The sequence below is a fragment of the Franconibacter helveticus LMG 23732 genome, from assembly GCF_000463115.2.
GTDB classification, from domain to species: Bacteria; Pseudomonadota; Gammaproteobacteria; order Enterobacterales; family Enterobacteriaceae; genus Franconibacter; species Franconibacter helveticus.
The window spans coordinates 167,917-189,342 of the sequence record NZ_AWFX01000042.1 but is presented as its reverse complement, the minus strand read 5'-3'; the positions used below and the strand labels follow the sequence as shown (position 1 = coordinate 189,342).

Sequence of the window (21,426 nt, the reverse complement as noted above, 5' to 3'; positions counted from 1 at the left end):
GGCGCGCTGTCCACCCGCCGGTTGTCGCGTTGCGCCTGCCGTCAGGCTCCCTCTCCCCTCCCCTGCCGCGCTGTCAGTTTATTCCATGCCGGAAGCCGGTTAGCCGCTCGCCGCCAGCTGTGGAACAGCGCCATGCTTAAGCCAAAGATCAGGCCGGCAAAAAGCGCGTGAGAAAGCAGAACAGGCATGATAATTGGCGAGGCGCGCCAGACCGTGAGCGTCATTATCAGCGTCCAGGTCAGCCCAAAAGTGACGCCGAAAAAGGTCACGTTCAGCCAGAAAGGCGCAAAAGGCGGCGGCGGAATGTGGACGCCGCATTTCCACAGTAAGCGATACAGCGGCGGCGCATAATGACTGCGCCACATCTTTTTCTTCTCCATTATCGCAAGCGACAGCGCGAGCTTTTCCTCAAAGGTCATGGTCCCTCCTTCCCTGCAAAAGCCGCGAGCATGAAGCAAGACGCGAGGAGCAGCAAGCCGCCTGAATTAAGGGGAGAACCCGGCTGACGCGCAGCCGGGTTGGGCGTCAGCCGCCCGCCGCGCTGACGCGCCAGACAATGTTTCCGGCGTCATCGGCGATTATCAGCCCGCCGCTGCTGTCCATCGCCAGCCCCACCGGCAGCCCGCGCACCTCTTTCTCATCGTCGGAAAGAAAACCGGAGACCACGGTTTTCGGCACGCCTGACGGCATGCCGTCGCGAAACGCCACCCAGATAACGCGATAGCCGTTAAGCGGTTTGCGGTTCCAGCTGCCATGCTCGCTGATAAACGCGCCGTTTTCATAGCCCGGCAGCCCGTTGGTGCCGGAAAACGCCAGGCCCAGCGGCGCCACGTGAGAGCCGATGGCGTAATCAGGCTTAATCGCTTTCTCCACCATATCGGGGCGCGGCGGCTGCGCACGTTCATCGACATGCTGGCCGAAATAGCTCCAGGGCCAGCCGTAGAAACCATGCTCCTGCACTGAAGTGATATAGTCCGGCACCAAATCCGAACCGATTTCGTCGCGCTCATTGACTATCGCCCAGAGCTTGCCGGTTTGCGGCTCCCACTGTAGCCCGGTCGGGTTACGCAGGCCGCTGGCGTAAATACGGCTTGCGCCGGTGGCGGCATCCACCTCCAGCACCGCCGCGCGGCGATACTCGGCGCCAATGCCGTTTTCGGTGATATTGCTGTTAGAGCCTACGCCCACATAGAGCTTGCTGCCGTCAGGGCTTGCCAGCAGGGATTTGGTCCAGTGATGGTTAATCGGCCCGCCGGGCAGTTCGGTGAGCAGCGTGCCCGGTGCGGTAATGCGCGTCTGGCCGGTCTGGTACGGGAATGTCATCAGGCTGTCGGCATTCGCCACATACAGGGTGTTGCCGATAAGCTGCACGCCGAAAGGCGAATGCAGATGCTCAAGAAAGAGATGCTTTTCCCAGCCGCCTGCCGTCGGGCGCAGCAGCGTAATGCTGTCGCCCCCTTCGCCCCCTTTGCCGGAGGATTTCTGCACAATGCCCATGATAAGCGATTTCGGGAAGCCGATGGGTTTGCCCTTCGGCGCGTTCGCTTCCACCACCAGCACGTCATTATTCGGCAGCATATAAACCTGGCGCGGGTGCTTCAGCCCTTCGGCAATCTTTTCTATTTTCAGCCCTTCGGCAACCTTCGGCATTTCACCCTGCTTCCACGGCACCCCTTTTGGCACCTGCATCGGCGGCATCAGGAAGTTTTTCGCTTCCGGCAGCTCCGGGTTCGGGCCGGTCTGTTTCGCCGGGTCAATGGAAGCATCATCATTACAGCCCGCCAGAAGCAGCGCGGACAGCACAGCAATCGCTAACGCTTTCATCGTTGCTCCTTATGCGCGGGTGCGCAGCGCCAGTTGGATGTTGGCGATGCTGATAAGCAGCACCACCAGCGTGGAAAGAATAACGCCTGCCGGCACCACCGCCCAGGCGTCCCGGCTATGAATAAAGGCATTCAGAATGGCAAGCAGAATGGCGAGCAGGTTAAGCCAGAAATCCAGGCGGTAGGCGCGCACATAAGCGCCGTGGCGGCCCCACCAGGTGTGCACGAGATTGATAAGCCGGGGAAGAATGGCGATAAGCAGGCCAAAAAGGATCAGCCAGCTGGCGCCCTGGGTCCAGAAGACCTGAAAGGTTTTGATATAAAGGATATCGAAGATCCAGGCGGCGGCGAAGAAGCCCAGCGGCAGCGGGTTGAGCAACTCATAAAACGCCAGCGCAAGCGCTGAACGGCGTGGCGGTGCGTCTCTTTCCATATCAGGCTCCAGTCGGATAAAGGACAGCCGTTGCGCCGCCAGCAAGATCCGGGGCCACGCAACCGCAAAGGTGCCTGAAATAGCGTAGTTAAATTTTTACCGACCGTTAGCCTGTTAAGCGAAATTAGTGTTTGAATACCACGTTTTTCTGCTGCGCTTTCATCTCCCGCAACGCTCTTTCCGCCTCCGTCGTTTTAATCAGCCAGAGCCGGGTGAAGCCTTGCAGGTTGCCATAGGTATAGTTGAAGTTTTCGCTGTTAAGCGCTTTAGTGACCGTGAGCAGCCGTTCGCCGTCGCGACGCCGGGTTTTATGAAAGGCAACGAAAATGCCTTCGTCATGAAGCCGCGCCAGCACTTCACGGGCAATCATATCCGCGCTCAGATCGTTGTCGGCTACCTGAAAGAAAAAGACCACGACCTTGACCATACCGAAAGAGGCAGACTCCAGGCTCTGGTAAAGCAGGTTGGTGGCATAAAGCGGGTCGCCGCTCAGGGCGTTATGGATACGCTCAATAATGACTTCAGCGCGGCTACGGCTCATCTTCGCTTCCTTTTTTCTTTATTTTACTCGCATTCATACCTCCGCGGCACGTGTTCGTTCAGACCACGGCCCCGGTAACAGGCTAAAAGGAAGTAAAGCACCGAAACATAGCCTCGCGCTTTAAGACATTCGGCTGATTTAGCAACAAAAACCAGCGGCAGGCAAAAAAAGAGCGCGAATACGCCCCCGCGGGGGCGCGATGGGATCACGCCATTTCGCGGCAGGCCTGCGCGCAGCGCTCGCAGGCGTCGGCACAGCGCTGGCAGTGGTCCATCTGGTGCTGGCGACAGGTTTTGCCGCACTCTTCGCAAATCTCGGCGCAAAGCTGGCACACCGATTTCGCCCAGGCGCTGCCCATCGCCATAAATTGCGCGGCCAGACGACACATATTGGCGCACTGCATATCAAGACGAATACAGTCGCGCATCATCCCCGGGTCTTCCTCTTTCAGGCAGGATGAAGCGCAGTAATCGCAGGCGGCGGCGCAGTCATAACAGGCTTCGATACAGCTCGCATAGTTTAAGGGCATCTTTTCCTCCTTTGCGTTGTACGTGTCCCTAAGCCTGGTTGTCATTGCAGGAATATGCCACCCGCCTGCGTCGTTATGAAAAAGCGTTATAAGCAGACGTTATCTATTTCCTTAGCCTGCGCTGACTCACTGTGGTGACTGCAAGGAAGCCATATCAATCACAAAGCGATACTTCACATCGCTTTTTTGCATGCGCTCCCAGGCTTCGTTGATCTCCTGGATACCAATCACCTCTACGTCCGCCGTCACGCCGTGCTGCGCGCAAAAATCGAGCATCTCCTGCGTTTCGGCAATGCCGCCAATGGCGGAACCGGCGACCGAACGGCGCCCCATGATCATCGGCACGGTGTTCGGCACGGGGTTAATGTTGCCGAGCAGGCCGACAAACACCAGCGTGCCGTCGAGCTGGAGCGTTGGCATGTAGGGGTTGATATCGTGTTCATAGGGCACCGTGTCGATAATCAACTCAAATGCGCCCTTAACCTGCTCCATTTGCGCCGGGTCGGTGGAAAGCACCACGTTGTGGGCGCCCAGACGGCGGGCGTCCTCTTCCTTGCCTGGCGAGCGGGTAAAAAGCGTCACTTCCGCGCCCAGCGCCCGCGCCAGCTTAAGCGCCATATGGCCAAGCCCGCCAAGCCCGATCACCGCCACCTTACTCCCCTCGCCCACGTTCCAGTGCCGTAGCGGCGACCAGGTAGTGATGCCCGCGCACAGCAGCGGCGCGGCGGACTCCAGCGCCAGCCCTTGCGGCACGCGCAGCACAAACGCCTCGGATGTGACAATCGCCTGTGAATAGCCGCCGTAGGTAGGCTGGCCGTCGTGCCGGTCCACGCCGTTATAGGTCTGCACGCACCCTTCTTCGCAATATTGCTCCAGCCCCTCACGACACGGATGACATTCGCGACAGGAATCGACCATGCAGCCGACGGCGGCGATGTCGCCCGGCTTAAAGCGGGTGACGTCACTGCCCACCGAGGCTACCCGGCCAATAATTTCATGGCCCGGCACAAGGGGATACTGGCTAAAGCCCCAGTCGTCGCGCGCCTGGTGTAAATCGGAGTGGCACACGCCGCAATACAAAATTTCCAGCACCACATCATCGGGGCGCGGCGTGCGACGGTTAAATTCGAACGGCGCCAGCGGCGTGGAAGAGGATTGCGCAGCGTATCCAAGCACTTTCATGGTCATGAGGATCTCCGGAAATAACAGGGGGTGACTATTTCTTATACTGTGAGTCGCTCACTTTTTCCATCCACTCTACCGGGCTGCCGTCCTGCGCTTCGGCGATAGCGATATGCGTCATCGCCGTGTCGGGCGTCGCGCCATGCCAGTGTTTTACTTCAGGCGGGATCCAGACAATATCGCCCTGGTTCATCTCTACAATCTCTTCACCCCATTTTTGCAACCAGCCGCGGCCCTGAGTGATGATTAGCGTCTGTCCCAACGGATGAGTATGCCAGGCGGTGCGCGCGCCGGGCTCGAAGGTCACCGTTGCGCCGCCAACGCGGGCCGGTTCAGTTGCCTGAAAGGGGGAATCGATACGTACCCGGCCGGTAAACCACTGCTCCGGTCCCTGCGCCGAAGGCTGAGAACCGCTGCGAATTATCTTCATTTTTTGCTCCTCACATGTTGAAACCGCTATCTACCTTAACAAAGCCAGGCGGGCGCGATTAGAGCAATTAATCAGCATGCGCTTATGAGCCATATTTATTAATACGGTGCGATTCTGTGCCGCCAGGCCTCCATGAAAACCATGCTTAAAGGGAAGAAACGACCTTATCGCCTTTACCGTGGCGGCGCGCGAGCATCGTTTTACCCGCGCGGCGGCTCGCTTCATGTGGCTTACCACACGGAGGGCGTGACGGTGTCATCTTTCACCCTCACGCCCGGTGAATCATTCCGCTTTCGGGAAATCCACCACCGTGTCGTTCACGCGATTAATCATATTGGTAAAAAGGATCGCGCTGATGGCGCTGATAATCTCCACCACCTGCTGGTCGTTAAAGCCCTCTGCGCGCAAGGCTTCCACTTGCTGGGCAGGCAGCGTGCCGCGAGTGGTGACCACGGTGCGGGCGAAACGGGTCAGCGCGTTGAAGCGGCTGTCGTCGGCATAATCCGCCGCGCGCAGCGCTTTGATCTGCTCTGGCGTGAAGCCCGCTTTTTTCGCCATCAGGCTGTGCGCCGCGAGGCAGTAGTCACAGCCGGTCGCCTCGCTCACTGCGAGGTTAATCGCCTCCAGCTCTCTGGCGTTCAGCGCCCCTTTGCGCAGCGCGGCATTGTGCTGCAACGCCTGGGAAAGCACTTCCGGCGAGTTAGCGCCGATAGCGACATAAGCGTTCGGCACTTTGCCCATTGCCGATTTGATGGCGCCGAAAAGCTGCGCGGTTCTGCCAGTTGCCTGTTCCGGATTGATGGTTTGTAAACGGCTCATGATATGCTCCTGTTAAGTTGTTGGTTTCCGCCCTGTTGGCGATGGCTGTAGATTACCCCTGCCGTTCCCGCGCATCTGCCGCCCATCGTCTTAGCTTTTTGTCTTATCGTCTCAGGAAGGATTATGGATACGCTCAGTCAGCTCATTGCGCTGCTCGCGCCGCAAGGTTCGGTGGATCTGCATTGCCGCTTCGCCGGCCGCTGGGAGGCGGATCACCCGCAAACCCCCGCAGGCGTTATGCCCTGGCACGCCATTCTGTCAGGAGAAGCCAGGCTTGAGACAGGCGGACAGGCAACCCTGGTAAAAGCGGGCGACATTCTGTTGCTGCCTTACGGCGCGCCGCATTTGCTGAGCAGCCTTGAACAGGCGGGGCAGCCTGTGGCGAAAACCCGTCGCCACAACGGCACGCTGACGGAAGTGGTAACGCAGGGTAAAGGCGGCGAGCTGACGCTGCTTTGCGGAGAGTTTCACTTTGGCGTCAACGGCGCGCTGCTGTTCGACGGCGCGAGCGGCGTGGTGAAAGTGGAAACCGCCGCGCGCGACGATTGCCGTTCGCTGCGCGCGCTGCTGGCGATGCTGGGAGAAGAGAGCTTAAGCGGCAAACCGGGCGCCAGCGCCATCGTGCGCGAGCTTACCGCCACGTTTTTGACGCTGTTGCTGCGCGCGCTGTTGCACGACAGCGCGCCTGGCATGCTGGCGCTGCTGGCGGACAAACGCCTCGCGCCCGCCGTCGCGGCCGTGTTCAGCGACCCCGCCGCCCCCTGGACGCTGGAATTGCTGGCGGAGCGCTGCTTTCTCTCACGCGCCACCTTCGCCCGCCACTTCGCCAGCCGTTACGCTGTCACGCCGCAGGCCTGGCTGACCCAGGTGCGAATGGCGCTGGCGGCGCGGCTGCTGGCTGGCGGCGAAATGGCGGTGGGCCGGGTGGCGGAAGCCTGCGGTTATCAGACGCAGGCCGCTTTCACTCGCGCATTCAAAAACTGCCATGGCGTTACCCCCGGGCAGTTCCGCCAGCGAGATGAAGCGGCATAACGCTCAGCCCTCTTTCGCCGCCTCTTCCCGCAGCCAGTTTTGCAGCAGCCTGCCGGCTTCAGACATTTCGCTGTCGGCGCGCACGCAGAGGTAGTAGTCGCGCCCGTCATCCACCGTCTCATTGAACACCTTCACCAGTTCCCCGCTTTGCAGGTACGGGGCGATAAGCGGTTCGCGCATCAGCGCGCAGCCCATGCCCGCCTGCACTGCGGCAAGCGTCAGCAGACCATCTTCAAACATTGGCCCGCTGTAGCGAAACGGCTTGCGCACCCCCTGCTGCTCGAACCATTGCGCCCAGGTGCTTCGCTCCTCATCATGCAGCAGCGGCATCTGCGCCAGCTGCTGCGGCGTATCGATGTGTCCGTGCAGGCGCAAAAACTCGCGGCTGCATACCGGCGCCATTCGCCCGGAGATAAGTTTCTCTGTCTGGTAGCCTGTCCATTGCCCTTTGCCAAAGCGAATCGACATATCAGACGCATCGCTCAGGTAGTTGCGGTGGTTGGCGTAAAGCACATTGATTTCCGTTTGCGAGTTGGCGCGCATAAAGCGCGGCAGCCTTGGAATAAACCAGCCCATGCCGAACAGCGGGATCAGGCTGATGGTCACCTGCCGCGACTGGGATTGATCCAGCAAATGCTCCGTGGCCCGCCGCAGCACGGAAAACGCCGAACGGATCGAACGGTAATAGTCTCGTCCTTCCGGGCTTAGCACCAGCCGCCGCCCCTGACGGTTGGTTAACGGCACCTGCAAATAACTTTCCAGCACCCGCAGCTGGTGGCTCACGGCAGAGGGCGAAATCGACAGCTCCTGCGCCGCCGCCGTCACGCTGCCGTGGCGGGCGATGGCCTCAAAAGCGCGCACCGCCCGCAGCGGCGGGTCATTCGGCAGGCTGCTTTCACCTGCGGCAGGCAACGCCAACTGTTCTGTTTTTCTCATATGTTGATCTGTTTGCTGTGAAAAACGATCGGGATGATTTTTAAAATCACATCATTTCAATGAGTTAGTCAACAGCGGATTTATCATAAGAAATAAACATTGAGTATTTTACAAAGATATCAGCCTGTTGGATGGTAGTGCCGCAACGTGACCTGCTGGAATAGCACTGTGGATACACTCCTGCAACAACTGATAAACGGCGTGATGCTTGGCAGCATCTACGCGCTAATCGCGCTCGGCTATACCATGGTGTATGGCATTTTGCGCATTATTAACTTCGCCCATGGCGACATTCTTATGGTCGGCGCGCTGACCACCCTTTCGGCATTGAATGCGCTGAACGCGCATTTCCCCGGGCTGCCTCTTCTGCTGCAACTGCTCGCCGCGCTGGTCGTGGCGATGGCGGTCTGCGCGCTGCTGGCGATGGCGGTGGAGCGCTTCGCCTATCGCCGCCTGCGCAACGCGCCGCGTCTGGCGCCGCTGATTAGCGGCATCGGCGTTTCGGTGCTGTTGCAGACCGTCGCCATGCTTATCTGGTCGCGCAATCCGCTGATGTTCCCACAGATCCTGCCGATGGACGCCATCGCGGTTACGGCAGGCGACGCCGGACATCCGCCGGCTATCGTTACGGTGACCGGCATTGTCACCGTTGGGCTGGCGCTGGCGGTGATGGGCGGGCTGTGGCTGCTGGTGGAATACAGCCGCCTGGGGCGCGGCATGCGCGCCGTGGCGGAAAACCCGCAGGTGGCGCGCCTGATGGGCGTTAACCCTGACCAGATAATCACCCTCACCTTCGCCATTGGCGGCGCGTTTGCCGCCCTCGCTGGCGTGATGATGGCGAGCAACTACGGCAGCGCGGGCTTTTCCATGGGCTTTTTGCCGGGGATCAAAGCCTTCACCGCCGCCGTGCTGGGCGGTATCGGCAACCTGCGCGGCGCGATGGTGGGCGGCATTCTGCTTGGTCTTATCGAATCTCTTGGCGCGGGATACCTGAGCGAGCTGACCGGCGGCGTCTTCGGCAGCAACTATCAGGATGTGTTCGCTTTTCTGGTGCTGATTCTGGTGCTGGTGTTCCGCCCGGCAGGTCTGCTTGGCGAGCGCGTGGCGCAGCGGGCTTAAGGAATAATCATGACTGACACAACGCTGCACACCTCCCTTCCCGTTAAGCGCGTCTGGCCTGGCATGGCGCTGTTTATCGCCGCGCTGATTATCGCGCCGTGGCTTGCGGGCGCCGTCGGCGGCAACTACTGGGTGCGGGTGTTCGATTTCGCGCTGCTTTATATCATGCTGGCGCTGGGGCTGAATATCGTGGTGGGCTTCACGGGCCTGCTTGATATGGGCTTTATCGCCTTTTACGCCGTGGGCGCTTACCTGACAGCGCTTCTGGCGTCGCCGCATCTGACCGAGGCGTTCCCGGCGCTGCTGGCCTGGTTCCCGGACGGGCTGCACGCCTCTGTTGCGCTGCTGCTGCCGCTGGCGGCGCTGGTGGCGGCCATTTGCGGCATTCTGCTCGGCGCGCCGACGCTTCGGCTGCGCGGCGATTATCTGGCTATCGTTACCCTCGGCTTTGGCGAAATCATTCGCGTGCTGATGCGCAACCTGGACCGCCCGGTCAACATTACTAACGGCGCGAAGGGCATTTCCGGCGTTGATACGCTCTCGCTGTTCGGCCTGAAATTCAGCGGCATGCACAGCTGGTTTGGCGTGAAGTTCTCGTCGCTTTACCTTTGGTACTACCTCTTTGCCGTCATTATCGTCGCCATTATTTTTCTCTGCGTACGCTTGCAGGATTCCCGCGTCGGCCGCGCCTGGCACGCCATTCGTGAAGATGAAGACGTGGCGCGGGCGATGGGCATCAACGTACGTAACTTCAAGCTGCTTGCTTTCGCCCTGGGCGCCTCTTTTGGCGGCGTGGCGGGGGCGCTGTTCGCTTCGTTCCAGGGGTTCGTCTCGCCGGAATCGTTCACGCTTCAGGAGTCTATCGTGGTGCTGGCGATGGTGGTGCTGGGCGGCATGGGCCACATCCCGGGGGTGATCCTTGGCGCGGTGCTGCTCTGCGCCCTGCCGGAATTTTTACGTAGCCAGGCGGCGCCCGTGCAGCAGGCGCTTTTTGGCGCCGTGATTGTCGACCCGGAAGTGCTGCGCCAGCTCTTTTATGGTCTGGCCCTGGTGCTGGTCATGCTCTATCGCCCGGGCGGACTGTGGCCTGCCGGAAAGGAGAAACAGGTATGACATTGCTTAGCGTACAGCGACTTAGCAAACGCTTCGGCGGCGTGGTGGCGGTAAACGACGTTTCCCTCACCGTGAATGCCGGGGAGATCTACGGTCTGATAGGCCCGAACGGCGCGGGTAAAACCACCTGCTTTAATCTGATCACCGGGCTTTACCGCGCCGATAGCGGCGAGTTCAGCCTCGACGGCCAGCCTTATTCGCCGCAAGCCATTGAGAAAGTCACGCAAGCGGGCATTGCGCGCACCTTCCAGAACCTGCGTTTGTTTAACGAAATGAGCGTGCTGGAAAACGTCATGGTCGGCCGCCATGTGCGCACCCGCAACGGCGTCTGGGCCGCGATCGCCCGCCACGCCCGCGCCCGCAAGGAAGAGGCGGAAACCCGCGAGCAGGCCTGGCGCTGGCTGGAGTATGTCGGCATCAGCAAATTCGCGCACTACCGCGCAAGCGATCTGGCCTACGGCCACCAGCGGCGGCTGGAAATCGCCCGCGCGCTGGCCACAGACCCGAAGCTGCTGGCGCTGGACGAACCGGCGGCAGGCATGAACGGCGCGGAAAAAGTGGCGCTCCAGGGGCTGCTTGAACGCATCCGCGATGACGGCAAAACCGTGTTAATCATCGAGCATGACGTCAAGCTCATCATGAGCGCGTGCGACCGCCTGACCGTGCTGGACTACGGCCGGGTGCTTGCTGAAGGCGACCCGCAAACGGTGCGCCGTCACCCTGAAGTTATTCGCGCTTATCTGGGAGGCGCCGCCGATGTCTGAAACTTTACTTTCCGTTGAAAACCTGGATGTCCACTACGGCGGCATTCAGGCGGTGCGCCAGATCGGTTTTTCGCTCAGGGCTGGCGAGCAGGCGACGCTCATTGGCGCCAACGGCGCTGGAAAAAGCTCCACCGTCCGCGCCATTACCGGCCTGCAACCCTTTAGCGGCGAAATCCGCTATCAGGGGCGGTCCATTAAAAAGCGTAGCCCGGAAGCGCTGCTGCGCGACGGCATTGTGATGGTGCCGGAAGGCCGCGGCATTTTTCATCGCCTTACCGTGATGGAAAACCTGCGCATGGGCGCGTGGCTCAGGCGTGACAACGTCACGGTCGCGCGGGAAATCGACGACATCTTCCAGCAATTCCCCCGCCTCGCGGAGCGTCAGAACCAGCTGGCGGGCCTGCTTTCCGGCGGCGAGCAGCAGCTGCTGGCGCTTAATCGCGCGCTACTCAGCAAGCCGCGCCTGCTGATCCTCGACGAACCCTCAATGGGCCTGGCTCCCGTTATGGTCGAACAGGTTTTCAGCGTTATTTCACGGCTTCGCGCAGCGCAGGTCACGCTGCTGCTGATAGAACAAAACGCCAGGCTGGCGCTGCAAGTGACCGACCACGCGTGGGTCATGGACAGCGGCAATCTGGTACACAGCGGCCCCTCTGCGGCGCTGCTCAATGACGACGCTATTCAACACATTTATCTGGGCGAAGCGCCCGTTTAACCAACACCAGGGAAATTCTATGCACACCATGAAAACAAGAGCACTGCACACCGCCCTTCTGCTTACCGGTCTTTTCTCCTGCGCGTCCGGTTTCGCCGCGCAGAGCGAAACCGTGGTTATCGGTCTCGCCGGCCCGCTGACCGGCCCTTCCGCCCGTATCGGCAAAGATCTGGAAAACGGCGCGCAGCTCGCCATTGACGACATCAACAAACAGCACCTGACCATCGGCGGCAAAGCGGTGACGTTTAAGCTGGAATCAGAAGACGATCAGTCCGACCCGCGCACAGCGGTCGCGGTAGCGCAGCGTCTGGTGGATAACGGCGTGGCGGGGGTGGTGGGCCACTGGAACACCGGCACCAGCATTCCGGCGGCGCGCATTTATCATGACGCGGGCATTGCGCAGGTCGCCCCGGTCGCCACCGGCCACGCTTACACTAAGCAGGGTTTCGACACCAGTTTTCGCGTGATGGGCCACGATGACGACGGCGGCAACTATGCCGGCCAGTACGCCGTGCAACAGCTGAAAGCCAAACGCATTGCGGTAATCGATGACCGCACCGCATTCGGCCAGGGGCTGGCGGATGAATTTATCAGGTCGCTGGAAAGCCAGGGCGTTAAGACCATCGATCGCCAGTACGTGGATGAAAAAACCGTGGATTTCAGCGCCGTGCTGACCGCCATTCGCAGCAAAAACCCGGACCTGATTTTCTTTGGCGGCGTGGACAGCCAGGCCGCCCCGCTCGCCCGCCGCATTAAGCAGCTCGGCATTAACGCCACCCTGATGGGCGCAGGCGGCTTCGTCAGCCAGACCTTCCTGAAGCTCGCGCAAAAAGAGGGCGAAGGCGTGGTGGCGCTGGAGCCAGGCCTGCCGGTAGAGCAGATGCCCGGGGGCAAAGCGTTTGCCGACGCATACCAGGCGCGCTGGGGTCACAGCATTGAGCTGCACGCGCCGTTCGCCTACGACGCCACCCGCGTGCTGGTCGCCGCCATGCAAAAAGCCGATTCCGTCGAGGCCAGCGATTACCTGCCCGCCCTGCGCGCCATTAACTACAGCGGCGTAACCGGCAGCATCGCTTTCGATAAAGAAGGCAATCTGAAAAACCCGAGCTTCACCGTCTACAAAGTGGTGGATGGCAAGTGGCAGCCGCAGACCGTACTGGGCGGCGCGAAGCAGTAACTGAGTGAGGCAATGTGATGAGCTGTGACAATAACAATATGGGCATTCTGGCCCGCCGCCGCATCGAAGCGGAAATTATCAAACCCATTTACGACGTGATGGCGCGCGAAATAGGCAAAGCGCGCGCGCAGGCCATTATCGGCGAAGCCATCGAGCAAGCGGCTATTCAGGCCGGGCGCGACTTCGCCGCCGCAGAGCCGCAGGGAGCGAACCTGCAAAGCTTCGTCGCCCTGCAATACCTGTGGGAAAAAGATAACGCGCTGGATGTGAAAGTGATCGACAGCGACGAGCAGCAATATAACTACGACGTGACGCGCTGCCGCTACGCCGAGATGTACCACGAGATGGGGCTTGGCGAGATAGGCCACTTACTTTCCTGCGCCCGCGACGACAAGTTTATTGTCGGCTACGCGCCGGAGGTTGAGCTGGAACGCACCACCACCATTATGTCTGGCGCCCCGCGTTGCGATTTTCGCTATCACGTCAAAAAACAGGACAAAGCATGAGCAAGCCGCTACAGGTTAACGGCAAACGGCTGTGGCGCACGCTTGAGGAGATGGCGCAGTTCGGCGCCACCCCTCGCGGCGGCGTCACGCGCCTGACGCTGAGCGAGGAGGATCGCCAGGCGCGCGACACGCTGCGTGCCTGGGCGCTGGAGGCGGGGTTCACCTGTGAAGTGGATCGCCTCGGCAATATGTTTATTCGCCGCGCCGGACGCAACCCCGCGCTGGCGCCAGTGATGACCGGCTCCCACGGCGACTCCCAACCGCTCGGCGGCAACTATGACGGCATATACGGCGTGCTGGCAGGCTTAGAGGCGCTGCGCACGCTTAACGATCTGCACATAGACACTGAACGCGACCTGCTGCTGGTGAACTGGACTAACGAAGAAGGCGCGCGCTTCGCGCCGGCGATGCTCGCCTCCGGCGTCTGGACGGGCGTGTTTAGCGAGGCGTTCGCGCGCTCCCGCGAAGATAAAAACGGCGTAACGCTGGAGCACGCGCTACAGGCCATCGGCTACGCTGGCGAAAAGCCCTGCGCGGCGTTTCCGGTTCACGCCTGCTTTGAAGCGCATATCGAGCAAGGCCCGCAACTGGAGGCGGAAGCGATTGATATCGGGGTGGTTCACGCCGCTGCCGGGCAGCGCTGGTACGAGGTGGATATTCAGGGCTTCGCCGCCCATGCCGGCACGACGCCCATGGCGCATCGTCGCGACGCGCTGTGCGGTTTTGCTGAGCTGGCGCTGGCGGTTGAACAAATCGGCTTTGATTTTTCGCCAGATGGCCGCGCCACTATCGGCATGGCGCAGGTCACGCCCAATTCGCGCAACGTCGTTCCCGGCGCGCTGTTTTGCAGCGTAGAGTTCCGCCACCCGCAGCAGGAAGCGCTGTCAGAGATGGAAACCGCACTGGAAGCCGCCGTTGAGAAGCTTGCCGAGCGGTTGCTGGAAGTGAAACTGAAGCGGATCTTTGACTATGCGCCGGTGCATTTCGACGAGCGTTGCATTGCGCACGTTGAGCGGGCGGCAGAAGCGCTTGGCTGCTCCCATACGCGAATGGTTTCCGGCGCGGGGCACGACGCCTGTTACGTTAACCGGGTGGCGCCGACCAGCATGATCTTTATTCCCTGCGTGAAAGGCATCAGTCACAACGAAGAAGAGGCGATTTTGCCGCAGTGGGCTGAAAACGGCGCCAGCGTGCTGTTGAATGCGCTGCTGAGCGCAGCCCAGGAAGGATAATTCTCTTACTTCCACGCGAACGCGCCAGGGGGCTTTATACCGGCCCCCTGCGCCGCTACTGGCTTTCTGCCTCTTCTTGCGCCAGCAGCTTGTCCATCATGTTGCTAAAGGCGTCGCGCGTCACGCCGTGGCGTGGGTGATCGAGCCGGATGTTGAAGCGCTGTTGCAGGCTGTCGTAAAGCGCGTCGTTATCCTTAAGCGCCTCCTGGCGCGGCGGCTTCAGATGCAGCGTCTGGCGACGGTTAACCAGCGTCAGACGACAGTCATCCAGCGGATGCAGCGCCGCCAGTAAATGGTGGCGGAAATGCGAGTCCGGCCAGTGGGCGATAAAGTGGTTCGCCATCAGGTAATCCGCGGGGTACTGCTTTTCCAGATCGAACCGGTACAGCGGCTGGAAATGGTCGTGCTGGCGAAGCAGCAGCAAAAATTCATTCTGCTTTTTCTCCAGCCGGTAAAGCCCCTGCGCGCTCGCCTGCTCCGCGCCATCTTTAAGCGGCAGCGGCACGCTTAGCGTCAGGCCGCCAAAACCCACGTCGGCAATCCATGTCGCCTCTTCACATTGCACCATAACCAGCCGGTGCGTGCGCGGCGGCATTTCATCGGGTTTCGCCACCAGCACGCGCGCCGCCAGGTTATGCGTCTCAAAACCAATGTCGTTCAGCGCGCGGGTGAAAAGCGCATTGTGCTCAAAGCAGTAGCCTCCCCGCCCCGCCGTGACCAGCTTGTCGAAGATGCTGTCGTCATCAAGCAGGATCTCGCGGTTCAGCAACACATCAAGATTCTCAAAGGCTATAGCTGCAATATGACGGCGGTGCAGCGACTGAAACGTAGAAAAATCCGCGCGCGCCTCGCGGTTGAAGCCAATTCGTGCCAGATACTCGTTAAGCGAAAAAGCCATAGCCGTTTTCCTTGCAGGGGTCTTCCTTCTTTATAGCTCTTTTCGCGCAGGCGAGATGTCGGATCGTGCCTTGCCAGGCAAGCAAAAGCATCGCCTGCTGATATTACCGTTCGAAATTATGCAGAGCGGGTTACCTTTTCCTTTTAAATTCAGCTTATAAAGAAATTATTACCGCCTCGCTTGTCAGATATTAATCTGTAAACTAAGGAGAGAGAAAACGAGCTAATTTATTTAAGCGAAGCGGCAAGGAATATAATAAAAAAACCACCCGTAAAGATGATGGAAAAATGAACTGCGCCGCCAGTGGAATATATTAAAAAGCCGGGCGCAATCTTATCGATTCGCTTATCCAGGACAAATCTTAAAATCCATTATTCTTATTTTTGCCCGGCCGAAGCGAAATTCTCTGCTAACCTTATAAAGCTAAAGCAATTTGCAAATCTGGCTTTTACATTTTTGTAACGTGACTACCGATTCATATAACTATTTATTCCGGAAGAGGTAAATTATGGCGACATCCTACGAAGAAAACTATCACGACTGGCTGCGCGACGCTCATGCCATGGAAGAACAGGCTGAAAAGATGCTACAGGCTCAGGCCTCTCGTCTTGAGCACTATCCGGATCTGAAAGCGCGCATTGAGCAGCATATTGAAGAAACCCGTCAGCAGCAGAAATTGCTCGACTCAGTCTTCGAAACCCACAACATTTCCCGCTCCGTGTTGAAAGACACCGTGAGCAAAGTGACCGCGATGGGTCAGGCGATGGGCGGCATGTTCGCCTCTGACGAAGTGGTGAAAGGCGCTATCAGCGGCTACGTGTTCGAACAATTCGAAATCGCGTGCTACACCTCGCTGATTGCCGCAGCGAAAGCGGCTGGCGATGAACAAGGCGCGGCAATTTTTGAACAGATCCGCGAGCAGGAAATTGCCATGGCGAAATGGTGTATCGACCATCTGCCGGATGTAACTCAGCAATACCTGACCCGCGCCGCTGCCCCTGGCGTGGAAGCTAAAAAATAACGTTTATTCAAATTAACCTGCCAGCAATGGCAGGTTCTTTTCTGATATTGTGAGCAGGAGAAATTTATGTTCCGTCATGTTAAGCAACTGCAATATACGGTTCGCGTAGCCGAACCAAATCCAGGTCTTGCGAATTTACTGCTGGAGCAATTCGGCGGTCCGCAGGGTGAATTAGCTGCCGCCTGCCGTTATTTCACGCAAGGTTTAGGTGATGAAGATCCAGCACGCAAAGAAATGCTGATGGATATTGCCACTGAAGAATTAAGCCACCTGGAAATAATCGGCTCGCTGGTCGGCATGCTCAATAAAGGCGCAAAAGGCGATCTCGCCGAAGGCGTTGAACAAGAAGCGGAACTTTATCGTTCTCTTACCGGTCACGGCAACGATAGCCACACCACCGCCCTGCTGTATGGCGGCGGCCCGGCGCTGACTAACTCCGCGGGCGTGCCGTGGACCGCAGCGTACATCGACACCATTGGCGAAATCACCGCTGACCTGCGCTCTAACATCGCCGCCGAAGCGCGTGCGAAAATCATCTATGAACGCCTGATTAACGTAACGGACGATCCGGGCGTTAAAGATGCGCTGGGCTTCCTGATGACCCGTGAAGTCGCCCACCAGATCTCCTTTGAGAAAGCGCTTTACTCCATTCGCAATAACTTCCCGCCGGGCAAACTGCCGCCGGTGGAACAGTACGCGAACGTTTACTACAACATGTCGAAAGGCGACGACCTGCGCGGCAGCTGGAACAGCGACGAAAACTTCGAGTATGTTGCGGATCCGCAACCCGCGGTTGACGGCGGCGACGGCCTGGCGGATGTGCAACTGCCTTCCGATCAGCAGGCGACCGTGCTTTCCATGGCGCAGCGTACGCAATCTAACCCGGATATCGACCCGGTAACCGGCGCGGAAATGGGTGCCTCCGTGCCGCCTGTGGAGCGGCCGGTGAAAGGCAAACCCGGTAAAAAATAAGATGCCGCACTAAAAAAAGCCCTGCCATCGAGCAGGGCTTTTTTCATTAGTATTTACCGGAAAAATTAGCGCTGATGCGCTGGTGCAGATAATCCTTTGCGGTTATCGGCGGGTATTTTTTCCCCGGCCCTTCAATCACCACATCTTCATTCGCCTGGCAGAAAAAGGCCAGGCTGTAGCGGTCTCCCACATGCTCGCCGGGCAACGGGCTGCGTACCCGGTGAAAATTAGACGGAAGCTGGTCGTCGCTCCAGCGCATCAGCATATCGCCAATGTTGCAGGTAATAAGGTCGGCGAGCGGCTCGATACTGGTCCACTCCTGCTCTTCCATCTCTTTACCCGGACAGACCTGCAACCCGCCCTGGCCTTCGCGTTGAAACAGCAGCGTCAGGCAGTCGAAATCAGTATGCGCTCCCGCCCGCCATGGCCCCTGCGCTTCGCCTTTCAGCGCGAAGTAATGCAGCATACGTAGCGTGCTTTGATAGGTCGGCTGCGCCGGATCGTGCGCTTTGGCGAAAAAATCCTCCTCAAAGCCCAGCTTCCAGGCGAAGCACGAGAGGATCTGCATGCCTACCTGCCAGCACTGCTGTTCGAATCCCAGCATCGCCTCGCGAAAGCCTGGCAGTTCCGTTTCGGCGGGCCACAGACCTGCCATGCGCGGACGGGTTATCTGGTACGACTCTTTTTCATCCGGCGTGCCGGTGGAGGGACGAATTTGCGCGCGCTTTTCCCACCCCGCGTTGCGGTTGAGCGGGTACTGCGCTTTCACATCATCCGCCAGCGCGAAAAAGTGTTCGGCGCGTGCAAAGGCCTGATTAATGGCGTCCGGGGCAATGCCATGGCCGGAAACCTGGAAGAAGCCGATATCGACTGCCGCGCTCCAGAGCGCCTGGGCGATCTCCTCTTTACGGTTTGCGAAATCAGAAATATCAATGATGCGCACCTCGCGGCTGGTCTCTTTGCCGGTTGCGCCCATGCGGGATTCTTTGGTCAGTTCATGCAGGGAAAATGCTGCGTTAGCGATTGTCATGGTTCACCCTTCTCTGTTTGCTGAACGGGTGGCCCGCCGTCTGCGCCGGGCCACGTCACGGGCGCAGAACGTGAAACGCCCTGCGCCATGAGCAATGACCCGCCATCGTTAACGCCATGGCTGAACGCTTCTACTCGCTTTCCCTTAAGCAAGCGGCGTACCAGAAAGCGCGCTGCGCATAAAACCCCGGCAGCATAAGCCTTTAGCGCGGCGCGGCGTCTCAGCATTCCGGCATAACGCAGAGGCAACGTTCCGCCAGTGGGCAAAAAATTCACAAATGCTTCACAACTGTGCAGCACGTTTTGCTTTTCTCGCGTTTGCGACGTCTATTCCCGCCAAAGCACGCCCTCTGGCCGCCTCGCTCGCGGCTGGCACAACCTTTGCAAAACAGCCAGCAGAGTATAAGCGGTTAGCGCGCAGGCACAGCCTCGCGTGGGACATTGCTCTACAGCGCAACGCTGTTCCTCGTCAGGGGACGACGCCACCTGGCGTCGGGAGAACCGCTCACCCCTGATGCAGACCAATCTGACGCTTATTCGGGGGTTTTATGACATCTCGCACCGCTTTTACCGTCGCGCTTTCCGCGTTGCTGCTGAGCAGCGCCGCACATGCCGCAGACAAACTTATTCTGCAAACCACCTGGGTGGCCCAGGCTGAACAGGGCGGCTATTACCAGGCCGTGGCGGAAGGCATCTATAAAAAATATGGGCTGGATGTGGAGGTGCGCTCCGGCGGCCCGCAGCTTAACAACATGACGCTGCTGCTGGCGAAACGCGCGGACGTCATCGTCAGCTACGATTTGCAGGTGCTGAAAGGCATTGAGCAAAACTTCCCGCTAAAAGCCATCGCCGCGCCGTTTCAGTTCGACCCGCAGGGCATGCTGACCCACAGCAATGTGTCCGATCTCGCCGGGCTGAAAGGCAAAACGGTGCTGGTCTCCGCCAGCGGCCAGGCCTCGTGGTGGCCCTGGCTTAAAGCGAAATACCAGCTCAGCGACAGCCAGGTGCGCCCTTACACCTTCAACATGCAGCCTTTCCTTGCCGACAAAAACACGGCGCAGCAGGCTTACGCCACCTCGGAAGTGCAGCAGGCGAAGCAGGCGCAGCCGGACAGCCGCTTCTTCCTTTTTGCCGAGCACGGCTACCCTGCCTATGGCGGCATTCTCGTTACGCGAAACGATCTGCTGGCGGAAAAACCGGATGTACTGAAACGCTTTGTAGAAGCCTCAATGGAAGGCTGGCAGCGCTACCTGGCGGACCCGACGGCGGGCAACCGGCTTATCAAACAGGAAAACCCGCAGATGAGCGACGCGGTGCTGGCGTTCGGCGTTGCGCAGCTTAAAGCGCTGCATCTGATAGACGGCGGCGACGCGGCGCAAAAAGGGCTTGGCGTGATGACCGATCCGCGCTGGAAAGCGACGCGCGATTTTATGGTCAGCGCGGGCCTGCTCAATGCCGCCACTGACTACAAAGCCGCCTTCACCACGCAGTTTTACCCTAAAGCCGCCATGTAAGAGCGGCACGCACTGGAGCGCATGTATGAGTACTGTACTGTCGTTTGACGCCGCCCCTGCGGCGCAGGAAACCGCCGATCCGCGTTTTTTAATGGCGCGCGGCGTGGAGAAAGTTTACCCCAACGGCACGCTGGCCTTGCAGCGGCTGAATCTGGATATCGCGCGCGGTGAAATTGTCTCGCTGCTTGGCCCTTCCGGCTGCGGCAAAAGCACGCTGCTGAAAATGTTCGCCGCGCTGGAAGGCCCTACGGCGGGCCAGGTGCGCTGGAACGGCAAAGCGGAGATGGCGGCGGAATGCCGCATGGCGATGGTCTTTCAGGAAGCGACGCTGATGCCCTGGGCGACGGTGGAAGAAAACGTCCGCCTGCCGCTTTCTCTGCGCGGCATAAGTAAAAAGGCGAGCGCGCCGCAGGTGATGCAGGCGCTGCTGGCGGTGGGGTTGGAGAATTTTTTGCACGCCATGCCGCGCGAGCTTTCCGGCGGCATGCAGATGCGCGTGTCGCTCGCCCGGGCGCTGGTCACCGAGCCGGATCTGCTGTTAATGGACGAGCCGTTCGGCGCGCTCGACGAGTTCACCCGCCATAAGCTCGACAGCGATATTCGCAAACTCTGGGCGAAGCGCGGGCTGACGGTGGTGTTCGTGACCCACAGCATTTACGAGGCGGTTTATCTCTCCTCCAGGGTCATTGTTATGGGCGCGCGGCCGGGGCGCGTGGTGGCGGATGTCGCTATCGACGGCCCGCAGGAGCGCGATAAGGGTTTTCGCACCTCCGAGGCGTTTATTCGCCAGTGCGCGGCGCTTTCCGCGCTGCTGGAAAAAGCGAGCGCAGGAGCTGACCATGACTAAACCGCTGATGTCTTATCCCCAGGCGCAGCGCGCCGTCTGGCCGCTGGTCTCCGCCCTGGCCCTGCTGCTGCTCTGGGAGCTGCTGTTTCGCCAGTTCGCGGTGCCGGTCTATCTGGCGCCGAAGCCGAGCGATATTTTCTCAACGCTTGTCAGCCAGCGGGAGGCGCTGTTCGCCAGCCTGTTTACCACCCTGAAAGTGACCGTGCTGGCGTTCCTGCTGGCGGTGGCCATCGGCACCCTTATCGCCTTTCTCTTTGTGCAGAGCCGGATTATTGAATCCTGCCTGATGCCGTGGGCCATCTTATTTCAGGTGACGCCCGTGGTGGCTATCGCCCCGCTGGTGATCATCTGGATCCACAACACCACGCTTGCGCTGGTGGTCTGCGCCATGCTGGTGGCGGTTTTTCCGGTGTTGACGAACACCACGCTTGGCCTGCGCAGCGTGAATCCCGGGTTGCTGAACCTGTTTCGCATTAATCAGGCTTCACGCTGGCAGATCCTGCTGCGCCTGCGGCTGCCTAACGCTCTGCCGTACTTTTTCAGCGGGCTGCGTATTTCAAGCGGCCTGGCGCTTATCGGCGCCGTGGTGGCGGAATTTGTCGCCGGCACCGGCGGCAGCGGCGCGGGCCTTGCGTGGCAGATTTTGCAGGCGGGCTTTCAGCTCAACCTGCCGCTGATGTTCGCCGCCCTCTTTCTGATTACCTGTAGCGGGCTGGCGCTCTTTGGCCTGATGTCGCTGCTAAGCCATCTCTTTTTACGCCGCTGGCACGACAGCGCGCTGGCATAAGGAACCT

At 59.5% G+C, this 21,426-nt stretch carries 24 protein-coding genes; 13 read left to right on the top strand and 11 right to left on the bottom strand.

The window, feature by feature from the left end:
* Nucleotides 1-41: 41 nt before the first annotated feature.
* The 8 genes from DW56_RS11200 to DW56_RS11165 form a co-directional block, all read right to left on the bottom strand.
* Nucleotides 42-419 carry a DUF6404 family protein gene (locus tag DW56_RS11200; protein ID WP_024553107.1) on the bottom strand — a complete coding sequence of 126 codons (378 nt, stop codon included), beginning with the start codon at nucleotides 417-419 and terminating at the stop codon, nucleotides 42-44.
* A 106-nt stretch (nucleotides 420-525) separates the two neighbouring features.
* On the bottom strand, nucleotides 526-1,824 hold the full coding sequence (locus tag DW56_RS11195) for a PQQ-dependent sugar dehydrogenase (RefSeq protein ID WP_024553106.1): 1,299 nt from the start codon (nucleotides 1,822-1,824) through the stop codon (nucleotides 526-528).
* A gap of 9 nt (nucleotides 1,825-1,833) precedes the next feature.
* Entirely contained in the window at nucleotides 1,834-2,256 is a 423-nt protein-coding gene (locus tag DW56_RS11190) for a DUF2231 domain-containing protein (RefSeq protein ID WP_024553105.1), read from the bottom strand.
* Between the two features lie 124 nt (nucleotides 2,257-2,380).
* On the bottom strand, nucleotides 2,381-2,797 hold the full coding sequence (locus DW56_RS11185) for a hypothetical protein (RefSeq protein ID WP_024553104.1): 417 nt from the start codon (nucleotides 2,795-2,797) through the stop codon (nucleotides 2,381-2,383).
* A 205-nt stretch (nucleotides 2,798-3,002) separates the two neighbouring features.
* Nucleotides 3,003-3,326: a four-helix bundle copper-binding protein gene (locus DW56_RS11180; RefSeq protein WP_024553103.1), complete on the bottom strand. Its 324-nt coding sequence runs from the start codon at nucleotides 3,324-3,326 to the stop codon at nucleotides 3,003-3,005.
* A 126-nt stretch (nucleotides 3,327-3,452) separates the two neighbouring features.
* Complete coding sequence (locus DW56_RS11175) at nucleotides 3,453-4,514, bottom strand: NAD(P)-dependent alcohol dehydrogenase (RefSeq protein ID WP_024553102.1); 1,062 nt, start codon at nucleotides 4,512-4,514, stop codon at nucleotides 3,453-3,455.
* 28 nt (nucleotides 4,515-4,542) lie between these two features.
* Nucleotides 4,543-4,938 carry a (R)-mandelonitrile lyase gene (locus DW56_RS11170; RefSeq protein WP_024553101.1) on the bottom strand — a complete coding sequence of 132 codons (396 nt, stop codon included), beginning with the start codon at nucleotides 4,936-4,938 and terminating at the stop codon, nucleotides 4,543-4,545.
* A 282-nt stretch (nucleotides 4,939-5,220) separates the two neighbouring features.
* Complete coding sequence (locus DW56_RS11165; protein WP_024553100.1) at nucleotides 5,221-5,757, bottom strand: carboxymuconolactone decarboxylase family protein; 537 nt, start codon at nucleotides 5,755-5,757, stop codon at nucleotides 5,221-5,223.
* A gap of 123 nt (nucleotides 5,758-5,880) precedes the next feature.
* Here DW56_RS11165 and DW56_RS11160 point away from each other — a divergent pair, with 123 nt between their 5' ends.
* Nucleotides 5,881-6,789: an AraC family transcriptional regulator gene (locus tag DW56_RS11160; RefSeq protein ID WP_024553099.1), complete on the top strand. Its 909-nt coding sequence runs from the start codon at nucleotides 5,881-5,883 to the stop codon at nucleotides 6,787-6,789.
* Between the two features lie 3 nt (nucleotides 6,790-6,792).
* Here DW56_RS11160 and DW56_RS11155 read toward each other — a convergent pair whose 3' ends face one another.
* Nucleotides 6,793-7,725 (bottom strand): LysR substrate-binding domain-containing protein, encoded by a 933-nt coding sequence (locus tag DW56_RS11155; RefSeq protein WP_024553098.1) that lies wholly within the window; start codon nucleotides 7,723-7,725, stop codon nucleotides 6,793-6,795.
* 168 nt (nucleotides 7,726-7,893) lie between these two features.
* Here DW56_RS11155 and DW56_RS11150 point away from each other — a divergent pair, with 168 nt between their 5' ends.
* Genes DW56_RS11150 through DW56_RS11120 form a run of 7 tightly spaced genes read left to right on the top strand, consistent with a single transcriptional unit; the run spans nucleotide 7,894 to nucleotide 14,351 of the window.
* Complete coding sequence (locus tag DW56_RS11150) at nucleotides 7,894-8,844, top strand: branched-chain amino acid ABC transporter permease (protein ID WP_024553097.1); 951 nt, start codon at nucleotides 7,894-7,896, stop codon at nucleotides 8,842-8,844.
* Nucleotides 8,845-8,853: 9 nt separating this feature from the next.
* Nucleotides 8,854-9,957, top strand: coding sequence for a branched-chain amino acid ABC transporter permease (locus DW56_RS11145; RefSeq protein WP_024553096.1), 1,104 nt, complete (start codon nucleotides 8,854-8,856; stop codon nucleotides 9,955-9,957).
* Nucleotides 9,954-10,721 carry an ABC transporter ATP-binding protein gene (locus tag DW56_RS11140; protein WP_024553095.1) on the top strand — a complete coding sequence of 256 codons (768 nt, stop codon included), beginning with the start codon at nucleotides 9,954-9,956 and terminating at the stop codon, nucleotides 10,719-10,721. The genes DW56_RS11145 and DW56_RS11140 overlap by 4 nt, the downstream gene beginning before the upstream one ends.
* A complete protein-coding gene (locus tag DW56_RS11135) occupies nucleotides 10,714-11,436 on the top strand; it encodes an ABC transporter ATP-binding protein (RefSeq protein WP_024553094.1) in 723 nt (240 codons plus the stop codon). Before DW56_RS11140 ends, DW56_RS11135 begins: the two co-directional genes overlap by 8 nt.
* Nucleotides 11,437-11,455: 19 nt before the next feature.
* On the top strand, nucleotides 11,456-12,613 hold the full coding sequence (locus DW56_RS11130; RefSeq protein WP_024553093.1) for a branched-chain amino acid ABC transporter substrate-binding protein: 1,158 nt from the start codon (nucleotides 11,456-11,458) through the stop codon (nucleotides 12,611-12,613).
* Nucleotides 12,614-12,630: 17 nt separating this feature from the next.
* On the top strand, nucleotides 12,631-13,119 hold the full coding sequence (locus DW56_RS11125) for an L-2-amino-thiazoline-4-carboxylic acid hydrolase (protein WP_024553092.1): 489 nt from the start codon (nucleotides 12,631-12,633) through the stop codon (nucleotides 13,117-13,119).
* Complete coding sequence (locus DW56_RS11120) at nucleotides 13,116-14,351, top strand: Zn-dependent hydrolase (RefSeq protein WP_024561912.1); 1,236 nt, start codon at nucleotides 13,116-13,118, stop codon at nucleotides 14,349-14,351. Before DW56_RS11125 ends, DW56_RS11120 begins: the two co-directional genes overlap by 4 nt.
* A 55-nt stretch (nucleotides 14,352-14,406) precedes the next feature.
* On the opposite strand, the gene DW56_RS11115 is transcribed toward DW56_RS11120, so the two are convergent.
* Complete coding sequence (locus tag DW56_RS11115) at nucleotides 14,407-15,249, bottom strand: arylamine N-acetyltransferase family protein (protein WP_024554887.1); 843 nt, start codon at nucleotides 15,247-15,249, stop codon at nucleotides 14,407-14,409.
* A gap of 508 nt (nucleotides 15,250-15,757) precedes the next feature.
* Here DW56_RS11115 and DW56_RS11110 point away from each other — a divergent pair.
* Nucleotides 15,758-16,270, top strand: coding sequence for a ferritin-like domain-containing protein (locus tag DW56_RS11110; protein ID WP_024554888.1), 513 nt, complete (start codon nucleotides 15,758-15,760; stop codon nucleotides 16,268-16,270).
* Between the two features lie 66 nt (nucleotides 16,271-16,336).
* A complete protein-coding gene (locus DW56_RS11105) occupies nucleotides 16,337-17,242 on the top strand; it encodes a manganese catalase family protein (protein ID WP_029589813.1) in 906 nt (301 codons plus the stop codon).
* A 46-nt stretch (nucleotides 17,243-17,288) separates the two neighbouring features.
* On the opposite strand, the gene DW56_RS11100 is transcribed toward DW56_RS11105, so the two are convergent.
* Nucleotides 17,289-18,272 (bottom strand): isopenicillin N synthase family dioxygenase, encoded by a 984-nt coding sequence (locus tag DW56_RS11100; protein ID WP_024554890.1) that lies wholly within the window; start codon nucleotides 18,270-18,272, stop codon nucleotides 17,289-17,291.
* A gap of 547 nt (nucleotides 18,273-18,819) precedes the next feature.
* On the opposite strand from DW56_RS11100, the gene DW56_RS11095 reads away from it, so the two are divergent.
* From DW56_RS11095 to DW56_RS11085, 3 genes are read left to right on the top strand one after another with little or no spacing between them, the layout of a single operon-like run.
* Nucleotides 18,820-19,785, top strand: coding sequence for an ABC transporter substrate-binding protein (locus DW56_RS11095; protein WP_024554891.1), 966 nt, complete (start codon nucleotides 18,820-18,822; stop codon nucleotides 19,783-19,785).
* A gap of 25 nt (nucleotides 19,786-19,810) precedes the next feature.
* Nucleotides 19,811-20,632, top strand: a complete 822-nt coding sequence (locus tag DW56_RS11090; protein ID WP_024554892.1) for an ABC transporter ATP-binding protein — start codon at nucleotides 19,811-19,813, stop codon at nucleotides 20,630-20,632.
* Nucleotides 20,625-21,419, top strand: a complete 795-nt coding sequence (locus tag DW56_RS11085; RefSeq protein WP_024554893.1) for an ABC transporter permease — start codon at nucleotides 20,625-20,627, stop codon at nucleotides 21,417-21,419. The genes DW56_RS11090 and DW56_RS11085 overlap by 8 nt, the downstream gene beginning before the upstream one ends.
* Nucleotides 21,420-21,426: the final 7 nt, after the last annotated feature.